Source organism: Candidatus Lokiarchaeota archaeon (genome assembly GCA_014730275.1).
In the GTDB taxonomy this organism is placed as follows: Archaea; Asgardarchaeota; Thorarchaeia; order Thorarchaeales; family Thorarchaeaceae; genus WJIL01.
Window position 1 is genome coordinate 176,528 of sequence record WJIL01000132.1, and the last position, 13,364, is coordinate 189,891.

The window sequence follows — 13,364 nt, forward strand, 5'->3', positions numbered from 1 at the left end:
TAAGCTGGCAAAGCTAGAGGAGGTTGCCAACAATTGTCTCTGTTTCGGAGGATAGTGGACCGCCTTAAAAGAGCGGTAGGAAAAGAGAGCAAAACAGAGGACACTGTTGCGCGAAAAGACGAACATGAAGACCTTCCCTCGAAAGAGAAAGCTGCAAGCAGCTCGGAACGCCCCCTCTCAGCTATAGACCTTCCTGTTTCACCCACAGGAACAGTTTCTGCACAGACGTCGACAATACCTCTAGATACGGAACGAACAGAGAGTCTTGCGAAAGAGGCCAAAATCAAACCTCGTACCCCTGAAGAGATTGTTCCAGGCAAGCTGTTGAAGAGAGATGAAGAGGGGAGAATCCATATCAAAATCGTATTCTACGGCCCATCCCTTTCTGGTAAAACAACTGCGTTGAGATGGCTTTTTGCAAACATCCCATCGTTGAGCCAACGCAAGATGGTCGAAATCAGTGATGAATTGGGTAGAACAACATTCTTTGATTTTCTACCCGTAGCTGCACGCGGGAGCAATATTGTATTTGATGTATTCACAGTAGCGGGTCAGCGAAGACATGCTCGAAGCCGAATCAGTGTCCTAAAGGATGCTGATGGAATAATTTTCATGGCAGATTCTAGACCAGAGTCTATGAACGAGAATCTTGCTTCCATTGAGGAATTGCGAATTGCACTAGGAACTGACCGGGTGGCAACGATGCCAATCATTGTCTCCCTCAACAAACGTGATCTTCCCAATGCTCTACCCCCTGATTATATGATACAGATGCTTGATTTGGAGGGCTTTCCGGTCTTTGAGACCATAGCCACAGAAGGCAAGAATCTCGTGCGTATGTTCCAGCGGGTATTGCGTGATGCACTTGTATTCAAAATCGGTATGTAGATTCAGGTTCTTTCAACGGGAAGCTTGCCTTGTTCAAGTTTTCCTATTAGCTCGATGAGCTCTTGTTCAGCCGCTTCAAGTATTCTCTTACCTTTTTCAGGCGTTGCCTTCTCGGGCTCACCATACATGCCGTTGGGAAGAAGCTCATCTCTATGGATGGCTGACACAATTCTGAATCTTGATTTCACCCGTGCAGAAACCGCTGGCTCCATATCTACCAGCTCTGGAGAAACTGCCATAACTTCAGATGTTTCATCTTCTCCCGCATGCCCCATTTCTGTCTCAAGTACTTCTTTGCGTGCATCTTCGCCCAGGTCCCGCCACCAATTGACAATGATGACGGAGCGTTCTCCCTCCTCTGTGGCCTTTTTGGCTGCCTGTTGAAGTGACGAATAGTTGCCGCCATGTCCGTTTAGGGCAATAATGAATCTGAATCCTGTGTTGAATACTGATGACATTACATCGGCATAGAATCTTGCCAGATTCTCTGGTTGGATTGAAATTGTTCCTTTGAACGGCAAGAAGGACCAGCTATCACCAAATGGCATACATGGAAGAACGAGTGCATTGGTTTTCTCTGCAATCCTTTGTCCAAGATGTGACGGTAGGATACAGTCGGTTCCCAATGGAAGATGATTTCCATGTGTTTCAACAGCTCCAGTAATGACAACAGCAACTTCGGTCTTCTTGCTTGCGTTCATGAATTCTTTGTATGTGAGATCACTCCATAGCGGCATTGCTATTCGATTTGGGCACTCGTAAACGGATTTATGAGTCATCCGTTAGATACCTTCAATACCTGTAGAGACCCCCTGTCCCAGACTCGGCGATTCCAGCTTCACCTAAACGAAAAGGTAATATTGGCTCTGATGATGCCTCCGTATTGAACAGTATTTCGACTGTTTCAAAACACGCAATACACAGCCCCGTGGTGTAGCGGTCAAGCATGGCGGGTTCTGGTCCCGCTGACCTAGGTTCGAATCCTGGCGGGGCTACCACTTTTTTCTCCTGAGCATAGTACATTTCCCCCAACCTTCCAATAAATCGAATAACTGTCTTATTTATATATACATGGGTAAGAGTTAGAATATTAAGGATTTTTAGAATATTTCTATCAATTTAGCGAAAATCTATAGATTTATAGGCACTCTTGCCCAAATAAACTGTGGAGAAACGATCCCGCACATCGAGGCTAATTACTACGTCTCCTGCTGGTATGTCTACGTCCCTCCCGGCGAAGATCTGCAGGTGCGGGGGATCTCCACCACGTTGTACTTCTTTTGGATGAAAAGCTTCATATCATTCTCGCGGACAGAATTCAGAGTGGTTGACCCTTATGAAACAAGAAGAACTTGGCTGGGATCAATTCTGGGCTGAGATATTCCGTGTAAAGCATAGAAACTGCATTCAAGGTATTGAGAAATACGATGAGATGTTAGCTGAGTTCTGCTTTGAAGTACTGGATTTGGATGAAGAAGACCGAGTCTTGGATATAGCCTGTGGTGCTGGAGATCACGCTATCGAGTTCGCAAAAATGAATTTGGATGTGTCAGCTTTCGACCTTTCTGAGACTCTGATATCTGTAGCTGAGGAGAGAGCGGAGGAGGAAGGTGTCGAAGTTGATTTCCATGTTGGCGATATGCGTGAAATGGACTTCGAGCTTGAGTTTGATGCTGCAGTTCTATTGAGTCATAGTTTCGGTTTTTTCGACCATGCTGAGAATAAACGTGTGCTAAAAGGATCATTCGATGCTCTAGTTGAAGATGGGCGACTACTTCTTGACTTGTTGAATCCCTACAACTTACCAGATTTTCAACAAACATGGACAGAACTGGAAGGCGGATTCCTCCTTAGCCGTGCACATGTTCTTGATGCGGCTTCGAGCGTCTTGAGGGGACGTCCGGCAACTTTTATCGATATTGAAGGGAATCGTCTAGTATCAATGAATCAGGATGCTTTGGCTAACAACGATGTCCGGATATACACGGCACTGGAAATAGAAGGTATGCTGAAAGACATCGGATTCAAGAAGGTGGAACTTTACGGATCCAATAAACTGCCCAAGATGCCTTATAGCGCAAATTCGGAGCGCATGGTAGTTGTTGCCTGTAAATAACAGCTGCCTTCGATAATCTTTTAAGACCAACAACGTCGTGACCACTCGTGCTACCGGTGACACCGCCGGCGGCCTCCCAACCGAGTTTTCTCGTAAGGATAAACTTCGGCAGTTGGGAAAATGCTATCAGAATTTACGGGTGATTATATTGGTCAAAATCAAGGAGCCAGATGCGATTAGAAGGCTCATCAAATCAGAGGACTACAAACATAAGCGGATTATTTCGATAAGTGCACACATAGATCACGGAAAAACAACGACGACGGATTATCTCATGCGTCGAGCAGGTCTTATGAGCGACGCTGCTGCCGGCGAAGCGTTGATGACCGATAGCGACGAGGAAGAGCAAGAACGTGGTATTACCATCTTTACTTCTGTCGTGCTACTCAACTTCGAGGTGGAGGGTGAGGAGTATCTTGTTCAGCTATCAGATACCCCAGGCCATCTCTCGTTCACTGGTGAAGTATCACGTGCTCTACGTGCTAGCGATGGTGTAGTCATTTTGGTTGATGCTCTAGAAGGTGTAATGACACAAACAGAGACGAACATTCGTCTTGCAGTTGGAGGCGAAGGATGTAAACCTGTTTTGTATGTTAACAAGGTTGACCGATTAATCAACGAGCTGAAACTACCTCCAAAGAAGGTCTATGAACGAATAGACATCATTGTGGCGAAGGTCAATGAACTCATCAAGAAATATGCGCCTCCAGAGTTTGACTGGCGAGTTGCTTTCGAGGATGGCAGTGTTGCCATTGGAAGTGCCAAGACTGGATGGGCATTTACCATGGAGACTCTCCAGCGCCAAGGAGTCAAACCCGATATTGTCTTTGAGAAGTATCAGGAAGGAGATGACCGCTGGCTGAGAGAGAACCTTCCGCTTGATGATGCGCTTCTTGAAATGATGGTGAAACATCTTCCGAATCCAAAGGAAGCTCAGAAATTCAAAATACCGAGAATCTGGAAAGGAGATCCAGAAAGCCCCGAGGGCAAGGCACTACTTGAATGCGATCGAGATGGTCCTCTATTGGGTATGATTACGAAAATCTACGTCGATCCTAAGAGCAAGCGACCAACCCTTATTGGACGTGTCTTCTCGGGCACTCTTACGGCTGGACAGGAAATCAAGCTAATCAACATGAAGAAGCGAGCCAGAGTTAAACGCCTGGGTGTTCAAGAGATTACAGATATCCTGCCTATGGAAGAGATACCGGCAGGGAATCTTTTCTCGATATTTGGTTTCATCTGTCCGTCAGGTGAGAGCTTCGTAGATGCGGGTTCAGATATGAAGGGCTTCGAGGCAATCGAATATGTGAGCGAACCTGTTGTGAGCCGAAGTATTAGACCGAAGGATCCTCAGGATATTGCCAAGCTCGGTGATGTTGTGAAAAAATGGATTATGGCCGACCCAACCGCGAGGTTCTTCCATGATAAGGAATCTGGTGAGTATCGGCTTGATGGAATCGATCCCCTTCAAATCGAGATTCTCACACGTCGTATCAATGAACAGGTGCCGATTATCGTCTCAGAACCAATAATTGTGTATCGTGAGAAGATGACAGAGCGTGGAGACGAGTTCTTCACAAAGTCTCCGAACGGACACAACCGCCTAGAAATGCACCTTGAGCCTTTGAATGACGAAACTGTGGAAATGATTCGTAAGAAGAAAATAACTGCGGACATGGACGAGAAAGAGCGTGCCAGAATGCTCCGTGATGAAGCTGATTGGGATCCAAAGGTTGCTAGGAACATTATTGACATCTATGAGAACTGCATGCTTGTTGACGACATGAAAGGCGTACAACGATTCGATCGAATTGAACCCTATGTGAAAGGTGCTTTCCGCGAATTTGTCGATTCTGGTCCCCTTGCTCATGAACCCGTCATGGGAGCAAAGGTCGTGCTGACTGATGCTACTGTCCACACAGACCCAGCGCACACGGGCTACAATGAGATAGCTACAATGACACGTGCTGGTCTCAACATGGGCTTCTTGACTGGTCGACCTGGTTTGTACGAACCTGTTCTTAATGTTGACATCAAGACACCTCCCGAGACACAGGGCGGTGTTATCAAGGTCCTTACCTCCCATAGAGGACAGATTGTCACAATAGAAGGCGAAGAAGACGCGGTTACAGTGAAGGGCACCTTGCCTACTGCTGAGACAATTGGCATTGCTGACGAGTTCCGCAGCGCTACCGCTGGTAAAAGCTTCTTTGGTTACGAGTTCAAAGATTTCGAGCCATTGCCAAGTAACATGCAAGAAGAGAAGATTCTGGAGATTCGTGAGCGAAAAGCCATGCCAAAGGAATTGCCCAACTTGAACGCTTGGAGCAGGTATATCTACAAGCGAACAGGCTAAAGCTTTCAATATCAACGAAGGAGTGTGGTCAATCCGCACTCCAACTAATTCTTTTTTTGTATCTTGGAATAACTATTTCACTCACCATTTCCATTGGTGCCAAGATTGCTTATGGGTCTAGATACGCTTTCTGTGCTTGAGACACTTGTTGAGACCAATACCGTTTCGGACAGAGACAAAGGAAAAAGGGCTTCATCAGAGTGTCCAAAATACATTACGAAGACCATAGAGGATTTCGGATTTACAACTGATATTCTGGAGTCAGAAGGATATTGGAGTGCATTCGGGAGAAAGGGAGATGGCGACAAGAAGATTCTGTTTCTTGCTCATTTTGATACTGTTCCCCCCGGGAAGGGTTGGAAGACCGATCCTTTCGAGCTTGTAGTCGAGGGTAACCGCGCCTACGGCCGGGGAACTTGCGACGACAAGGGAAACATCGTTTCCATGCTCCTCCTAGCCGAAAAGCTGCAAACAACTAATCCGTCGATGACTGTCATGCTGGCAGCTACTGGTGATGAAGAAATAGGTGGGGCTCATGGCGCTGGGAATCTTAGAAACTATCTTGATGAAAATGGTCTTATGCCCGATTATGTTGTAGTGGCAGATGGAATCGGTCAAGTGATAATCCATCGAAGACGAAACGCTTTGCCGACCCACGTAAAAGTAAAGAAACACCTCTCTCAGATGAAGGGAGAAATCGAGACCAAACAATTCCAGACTGATCTTTTTGGCAGTGATACAAGACATTCAGCCTACCAACGACCTGGCGTAGATCGGCATGCCCTCTTGGCTGCCTCGAAATACCTTGATTTGCATCCATTTGCTGGAGTAACCAAGGTTGAAGGGGCTTTCGTAAAATCAAATGTGATTCCCGACTGGATTGAGCTTGAGATAGTGCATCCAGATGAATCTGGTGCGACGGTTGACTATGATCAGGGCCTTACTGACTTGTTACGAGCAGCTCTTCCAATGGCTCAAGCTGCATTTCCAACCGAGCATTCCGATATGGGGAAGGTTGTCTCTCCCAACTTACTCGAGCTAAAGGACGGTGTATGGGATCTCTATCTAGATGTTCGAGCCATGACAAATGATTCGGAAAGTGCAAAAAAAGCGTTCCAAGAATCACTGCGAGGAAAAGCCGAAGTTACATCTCTTACGGTTGGTGCAGGGCAAGGTTACGTTGATTCCGATCCCAATTCACAGCTAATCAAAGCGGCACGAAAAGCTCTTGATCGTATAGGAATCAAAACCCGATTGATTGAAGGTGGTGGCGCCTCTGATTCGCGTTATTTCGCGGGTGAGAATACCCAAGTCTTTGATTTTGGCCCAATTGGAGACAATCTACACGGAGCTAACGAATGGGTACTTGTGCCATCTATCGAGGAGAATGCCGAGTTCTTCTACGAACTCATCAACATTCTCTCATAGTGTATTTCGGCAATAAGCCACTACTTCGGTGTCATACCGACTTTCAGCTTCAAGTCGTCTATCTCCCAGTCTTTGACATACTCAAAACTGTCCCAGTCCACAGTCTCATCTGGGCCAAAGAGCTGCATGGATTCCGCACGTGTTTCTGTTGCCAGATAGTCTGAAAACATGTCGGTCAGTTCTACGGATTCTTCATCTGAGAATTTCAGAACAAGCTCAAGCATCTCTTCCACATCAAGATCCATCTCTTTTCTCATGACCTGCACTCTACGCGTTACATCGCGGACCAATCCTTCGGCCTCGAGCTCTCGCGTACGGGTATTATCTACATAGACTGTTCCGAATCTGCTGTCCGAACGACTGAGTTCTCCTACTAGCTGCTCACTGAAACTGACATCATCGGGTTCTAGTTCCACCTCTTTCCCGTTGACATCTAACCTCGCCAAACCCTCTTCCAGCTCTTCCTTCAACCTTTTTGCATCAACATTTTCAAGGGCAGAAACTACTGCATCAGTATCGCCCTTGAACCTAGGGCCAAGATTCTCATAGTTGGGGTAGGTCTCGAGTTCGATGAACTGGGATGCCCGTTCCGAATCAATAACCTCGAATTCTCTTGTATTTAGGTCTTCCAAGAGTATATCGTGAAGGTTGTTTGCCCGCTCAGCTGCATCACCGGAAGCCGGGACAAACATGATTTTCTTCACAGGATGTCTCAGCTTTATTCCGCTCTTGTTTCGGGCATGGCTTGCTGCTGATCTAAGCTCCTCCAAGACATCAAAGGTTGCTTCGAGTTCCTCATCCAGATAAGAATCATTGACATCTGGCATATATGCCATGTTTATCGTTTCTGGTTGATCATCAGAGAACCTCATCAGAAAGTCTTGATGCAGTTTCTCGCCGAAGTACGGTGTGAATATATTCATGCAGCGGAGAGAGGTCTGCAGAGTGTAGAATAGCACATCATATGTCATCAATTTCTCGGGATTATCACTTTCTAACCAGACTCTTCGCTTCACAAGTGGGAGGTAGATTCTACTCAAGTCCTCAGTTATGAAATCAAGGAGGACCCTTGAAGCGTGATGATAGAGATACTCGTCCATATACCCATGGAACTCTTCCAGGACACTCTGGACTCGCGATACGAGCCATTTTTCTTCCAGTTTGGCATCTGAGAGACCCGAAAACATCCGGTCCTTGTCAAATACAAACTCGTCAAGCTCCATGTAAGTTTCAGCGAAGAGAAAAACGTTCCAGAAAATATCAAGTCGCTTTGTTATATGGTTCACTTCTTTGTTGCTGTAGTTGAGCCTTGTCCACGGTGCTGATCTGCTTAGCATGAACAATCGGAATGGGTCTGCGCCAACTTCATCAAAGGCATCTTCTGCCCACACTACATTTCCTTTTGACTTGCTCATTTTTCCTCCGTGTTCATCAAGAACATGTCCTTGGCTTACACAAGCTTTGAATGGTGCTTCTCCATGCATTACTACCCCTGTGTAGAGGAGGCTATAGAACCATCCTCGGGACTGATCCACTGCTTCAGTGATGAAGTCATATGGGAAAAGCTGTGGGAACAAGCTCTCATCACCAAGATAATCCACACTGGCGGTATGGGCCATACCTGAATCAAGCCAGCAGTCAGTAACAAAGCTCTCTCGATGCATCATTCCTTCACATTCCGGGCATTCAAGTACAACCTTGTCAACCCATGGTCGATGCAATTCGAACTCGTCCGGAAATTCAACTGCTTTCTCTTTCAGTTCTTTGCGTGAACCTATGACTACCTCGTGTTGACAATCATCACACACCCATACTGGCAGTGGGGAGCCCCATACTCTGGACCTGGATATGCACCAGTCATCAGCATTGGCCACCCAATCACCGAAACGGCCCGAACCTGCCCATTCGGGGGTCCAGTCGATTTGTTGGTTCTTCTCAACCAGTTTCTCTCGGACACCTTTCATTTTGAGAAACCATTGAGTACTATCTGCGACATAGATTAACGGTGTATCACAACGCCAACAGTGTGGATATTCGTGATCCACGGTCTCATCATGAAGGAGTAAGCCTTTTTCATCCAGTTGTTTGGGAACAATTTCGTTTGTATCAAAAACATACTCCCCTTCGAACATGGGAACTTCTTCAGTAAATCGTCCCTGCTTCGTAACTGGGCAGAAGACAGGCACGCCAAATTCTTTACCTATGTCAAAGTCATCAGGTCCGAAACCTGGGGCTGTATGAACTAATCCTGTACCTTCATCTACTGTAACATGCCTTCCTGTGACCACTGCATGCATGTATTCTTCATCGTGTTCTTGGTGCCATTCGACTTCGTCTCTGAATGGATGTTCGTATTTCCATCCGATCATTTCGTTGCCGCCTATTTTCTCAACTACTTCATAGTCTTCAACACCTGCTTTGTCCAAGACTGTTTCCATCAAATCCTCAACGAGCCACCAATATTCATCATCTACTTTCACTTTGACGTACTTGTAGTCGGGATGAACAGATACCATCTCGTTTGATATGATGGTGAACGGAGTGGTCGTCCATATCACTAGATACTCGTTTTCTACCCCTTTTCTCTTGAATTTGACATATATAGACGGGTCTGTTTTTGTTTCATAACCCTGGGATACTTCGTGACCTGAGAGCGCGGTTACACATCTGGGACAGATTGGATTTACTCTATAGCCCCTTCCCAGTAACCCCTCCTCGCTTGCCAGCTTAAGAAAATGCCACACATGTTCTATGTAATCATCTCTTCTTGTTTTGTAGGCTTCCTCGTAATCGAGCCAAAGACCTAGACGCTTGGAATCTTCAACCCACCCCTCAAGGTAGTAGTCCACAAGATCTTTGCATTTCTGAACGAATTGGTCGAGCCCCATTGCAGATTCTATTTCCCCCTTTTCAGCGATTCCTTCGTTCTTTTCAACTTCAAGCTCTACAGGAAGCCCTTGCATATCCCACCCACCCCGTCTCCAGACATTATATCCTTTCATTGTCATGTAACGTAACTGTGCATCTTTCATTGCACGTCCCCTAGCATGACCAACGTGCATGAAGCCATTCGTAGTGGGTGGTCCTTCCAAGAAATTCCAGCGTGGTCCTGATTTTCGGTATTCTACTGTCTTCTGATAGATGTCCTTTTTCTTCCAGAACTTGAGTATCTCGTGTTCGACTTCAACTGGGTGGTATCGTTTTGGCAAATTGGTCATTGTAGCCCACACTCTGAATAAGCTTGTCTGAGTAAGAAATCACAAAGTTGGTTCTTTGTTTCATGCATCGGTGAGACAGTGCTATATCTAGATGGCTCATGTAAAACCGTTTGCTTAACTGATTTGGCGATCCATCCTTGTCTCACCCAATGGTGTTCCGCACTTCCGTGAGGTCTGTGTCAGTTAAAAAGCTTAGGCTAATACTAATTGTCCAGCCCATTATCATATAGCTCCTCGTATGGCTCTTCTACCTTTAGATAGGCTATCTAAAGAATGCTTAATTGACCTGTTTCGCATCGAAACTTACTGACTAAATAGTTCTCAAGGTGACAAGAAATGGCTGACCTATCTGAAAGATCGCTTGACAAATTGGCTGACACTATTTTAGAAATCAGATGGCAGAATTTGCTAGAAGTATGGGCTGTCATTCGAGAGAAGATGGAAGAACAAGGAACTGAAGCGGTAAAATCTGCCTTCGCTGGTGCAAGACATAGAATACTTGATGGTCCTCTCGAGGATTACAAAGAGGTTCGCTGGGGTATCAATCTATGCCCGCACTGCAACGATAACAACGTGGAGAAGAATGGTATTGCCTATATGGATTCAAGCGGAGATGGATTAGAATTCAATCAATGCCTCAATTGCCGCATAGGCATACTCTATGATTTAGAAATGGCAAGAGGTGAGATGGATAGTTATGCTATCGGTGTAGGAACACCTGCCCAATTCAACGGACTCTCTTTCTTCTGGGTTGCAATACCCGCCGATGAATTGAAGGATCGCTCACCAATGTATGAAATTATTGAAGATGGTCAGTGGATTGGGACATTGTCCGTTGATGCAGATAGGAGTCTCCAATTCCTTTCATTTGAGAAAATGACTGTTGACGCACCTCGTGGAGCAGACGAAGTTTGGTCTGATGAAATCCCTAGCAAAGTTGAGAAGGCTTTTGGGGAATTCACGGAGGTGGCTGAGGATCAGTTGGAAGTTGCGCTTGTTCTCTAGGGACTTCCAATGGGCACTGGGTGGTTTGGTGTTGACGCGAGAAAAGCTTGTGCGTGATAAAATTCCTGAGTTGATTCGACAGAACGGTCAGAAGCCGAGGATTCGCATTGCTACCAACAAAGAAATGGACCACCTGCTTCGGGCTAAAATTGTCGAAGAGGCCCAGGAGCTTCTTGAATCCGGTAAACTCGAAGAAGTTGCTGATATTTGTGAGGCCATCGACGCTTTTCTGAAACATAGAAATATCCCGACAACTACGATTGATAATCTTCGCAAAGAAAAGAACAAGGAAAGAGGGGCCTTTACTGAGGGATATGTCCTAATTACGTAGAGATAACCCACTTTCCCACGATTTAGATTATAATTCGTTGGATAAAGGTTATATTCATTCTAGAAGGCCGAACACTAGAATACCACTCTGTTCAGTGGTGGTAAAAGATAAGCAAGGATTTGATTTTCATGGAACCAGAGATTGAGCCAGTTCCTTCTAGTGACCCTCCTCTTGAAGATGAAGAGCACGATATCTCACGATATCATGTTGAAAAACACGAAGTACGTGAATTACCCTATACAACCCAATCCATCTGTCCTGACTGTCTTCTAGCTGATGATGAAGTCAACGTTATTGATGCTACTCTCTACGAAGAAGATGGTAAGGTTATGTACAAAAAAGAATGTGAGAAACATGGTGAATTCATTGACATCTACTGGGGCGATGCTGATATGTTCAGGAAAGCCCAGAAGTGGTGGTACAAGACTGTAGGTCTTGATAATCCCCGCACAGAGACTGTCAATGGTTGTCCAGAGGATTGCGGTCAGTGTCCAGAGCACAAATCACATACTGCACTTGCTCTTCTTGACGTAACCAACAGATGCAACCTTCGATGCCCGATCTGTTTCGCTCATGCAGCTGAATCTGGAGAGGTCTATGAACCAACTCCAGAAGAAGTCCTAGAAATGATGAAGAATTTGCGTAGGAACAAGCCCGTTCCGACACCTGCACTTCAATTTGCGGGCGGAGAGCCTACGGTGAGCAAGCATCTTCCACAGTATCTTCGCTGGGCGAAAGAGGTAGGTTTCCGACATACAGAGATTGCAACCAATGCTATACGCTTGGGCAAATCACTTGAATATACCAGAGAGCTTGAAGAAGCTGGTTTGTCCACAATCTACATGCAGTTTGATGGTGTGACTCCCGAGCCCTATGAAGAGGCTCGCGGGATGGATCTGCTTCCGTTGAAGAAACAGGCTATTGAGAACTGCAGAGAAGCCGGCCTTGATTCGATTGTTCTTGTACCTACTGTGGTACGTGGCGTGAATGATCATCAGGTTGGTGACATTATCGAGTTTGCTGTTGAGAACCAAGATGTTGTTCGTTGTGTGAATTTCCAGCCTGTTAGCATCACAGGAAGAATTGATTACGAGAAGCGCCAAGAAATGCGAATAACCATTCCAGATGTTATTCACAAGATCGAAGAGCAGACGGATGGCAAGATTCCTGCATCAGAATGGTATCCAGTACCAGCTATGATGCCTATTGGTCGCGCAATGGGACTCATGAAGGGAACTCCCCAGTTAGAACTTAGTGCTCACTTTGCTTGTGGAATGGCGACCTTCATCTACATCAGTGAGGATGGAAGTTATGAACCTATTACTAACCTCATAGATGTCGACAAATTCATTGAGCTTATGGAAAACATTTCCAACCTGTATGCTGATGGAAAGTTTGCTGCTAGCAAACGGGCTAAGGCTAAGCTTGCTGCAGGATTGCGACATGTCAAGCGAAAAGGATTGATGAAGGACCTACTTGGTGCTTTTCTCAAACGGGGTGACTATGACTCACTCTCCAAATTCATGCACCGCATTATCATGATTGGCATGATGCATTTTCAGGATCCGTATAACTTCGATTTGGAGCGTGTACAGCACTGTGATATTAACTACAGTGTACCAGATGGAAGAATCATACCATTCTGTACCATGAATACTATCCATCGGGACAGAGTTGAAGACAAATTCAGTATGCCCATCAAGCAATGGAGAGAACGCAGCCATCCTGATAAGATGGAAGAGGAAAGTATCTCCGATCCATACGAACAGGAATGAATGGAAACGGAGGATTATTCCTCCTTTCTTTTCTTTTTTTGATTGGGCTATCAGGCTATTTCTATTATGTTAATTTCCTCTTGTTTTATCGAGGTTAAAACAGGATAATTTACAAAACTTAATAAGTTGTCCGTATTTCTAAAGTTCCTGTGATTGGGTGAAATCGAAGGGTATGAAGAATAACTAAGGCGAGTGCGTGGTCTAGTTTTTTCGTTACGTGCTGCCGAGATTACCTCGCTGCAGA

At 45.6% G+C, this 13,364-nt stretch carries 9 protein-coding genes and 1 tRNA gene; 8 read left to right on the forward strand and 2 right to left on the reverse strand.

Annotated features, from left to right (window positions below; genetic code table 11):
- The first annotated feature begins 33 nt into the window (after window positions 1-33).
- A complete protein-coding gene (locus tag GF309_15125; GenBank protein MBD3160110.1) occupies window positions 34-888 on the forward strand; it encodes a hypothetical protein in 855 nt (284 codons plus the stop codon).
- 2 nt (window positions 889-890) lie between these two features.
- On the opposite strand, the gene GF309_15130 is transcribed toward GF309_15125, so the two are convergent.
- Entirely contained in the window at window positions 891-1,667 is a 777-nt protein-coding gene (locus tag GF309_15130; protein ID MBD3160111.1) for a creatininase family protein, read from the reverse strand.
- A gap of 143 nt (window positions 1,668-1,810) precedes the next feature.
- Between GF309_15130 and GF309_15135 the strand changes: the two genes are divergently transcribed.
- From GF309_15135 to GF309_15150, 4 genes are all read left to right on the forward strand, one after another.
- A tRNA-Gln gene (locus GF309_15135) sits at window positions 1,811-1,886 on the forward strand.
- Window positions 1,887-2,224: 338 nt separating this feature from the next.
- Window positions 2,225-3,004: a methyltransferase domain-containing protein gene (locus tag GF309_15140; protein ID MBD3160112.1), complete on the forward strand. Its 780-nt coding sequence runs from the start codon at window positions 2,225-2,227 to the stop codon at window positions 3,002-3,004.
- A gap of 37 nt (window positions 3,005-3,041) precedes the next feature.
- Window positions 3,042-5,363 (forward strand): elongation factor EF-2, encoded by a 2,322-nt coding sequence (locus tag GF309_15145; protein MBD3160113.1) that lies wholly within the window; start codon window positions 3,042-3,044, stop codon window positions 5,361-5,363.
- A gap of 111 nt (window positions 5,364-5,474) precedes the next feature.
- Window positions 5,475-6,791, forward strand: coding sequence for a M20/M25/M40 family metallo-hydrolase (locus GF309_15150; protein MBD3160114.1), 1,317 nt, complete (start codon window positions 5,475-5,477; stop codon window positions 6,789-6,791).
- A gap of 20 nt (window positions 6,792-6,811) precedes the next feature.
- Here GF309_15150 and GF309_15155 read toward each other — a convergent pair whose 3' ends face one another.
- On the reverse strand, window positions 6,812-10,009 hold the full coding sequence (locus GF309_15155) for an isoleucine--tRNA ligase (GenBank protein MBD3160115.1): 3,198 nt from the start codon (window positions 10,007-10,009) through the stop codon (window positions 6,812-6,814).
- A 336-nt stretch (window positions 10,010-10,345) separates the two neighbouring features.
- Here GF309_15155 and GF309_15160 point away from each other — a divergent pair, with 336 nt between their 5' ends.
- From GF309_15160 to GF309_15170, 3 genes are all read left to right on the forward strand, one after another.
- On the forward strand, window positions 10,346-11,014 hold the full coding sequence (locus tag GF309_15160; GenBank protein MBD3160116.1) for a hypothetical protein: 669 nt from the start codon (window positions 10,346-10,348) through the stop codon (window positions 11,012-11,014).
- 31 nt (window positions 11,015-11,045) lie between these two features.
- Window positions 11,046-11,345 carry a hypothetical protein gene (locus tag GF309_15165; protein MBD3160117.1) on the forward strand — a complete coding sequence of 100 codons (300 nt, stop codon included), beginning with the start codon at window positions 11,046-11,048 and terminating at the stop codon, window positions 11,343-11,345.
- A 128-nt stretch (window positions 11,346-11,473) separates the two neighbouring features.
- Window positions 11,474-13,120 carry a radical SAM protein gene (locus GF309_15170; protein MBD3160118.1) on the forward strand — a complete coding sequence of 549 codons (1,647 nt, stop codon included), beginning with the start codon at window positions 11,474-11,476 and terminating at the stop codon, window positions 13,118-13,120.
- Window positions 13,121-13,364: the final 244 nt, after the last annotated feature.

Bases quoted from the DNA above. Each gene is read 5' to 3' on its own strand.
- GF309_15130 (MBD3160111.1), bottom strand. From the start codon at position 1,667: ATGACTCATAAATCCGTTTACGAGTGCCCAAATCGAATAGCAATGCCG.
- GF309_15140 (MBD3160112.1), top strand. From the start codon at position 2,225: ATGAAACAAGAAGAACTTGGCTGGGATCAATTCTGGGCTGAGATATTC.
- GF309_15150 (MBD3160114.1), top strand. From the start codon at position 5,475: ATGGGTCTAGATACGCTTTCTGTGCTTGAGACACTTGTTGAGACCAAT.
- GF309_15155 (MBD3160115.1), bottom strand. From the start codon at position 10,009: ATGACCAATTTGCCAAAACGATACCACCCAGTTGAAGTCGAACACGAG.
- GF309_15160 (MBD3160116.1), top strand. From the start codon at position 10,346: ATGGCTGACCTATCTGAAAGATCGCTTGACAAATTGGCTGACACTATT.
- GF309_15170 (MBD3160118.1), top strand. From the start codon at position 11,474: ATGGAACCAGAGATTGAGCCAGTTCCTTCTAGTGACCCTCCTCTTGAA.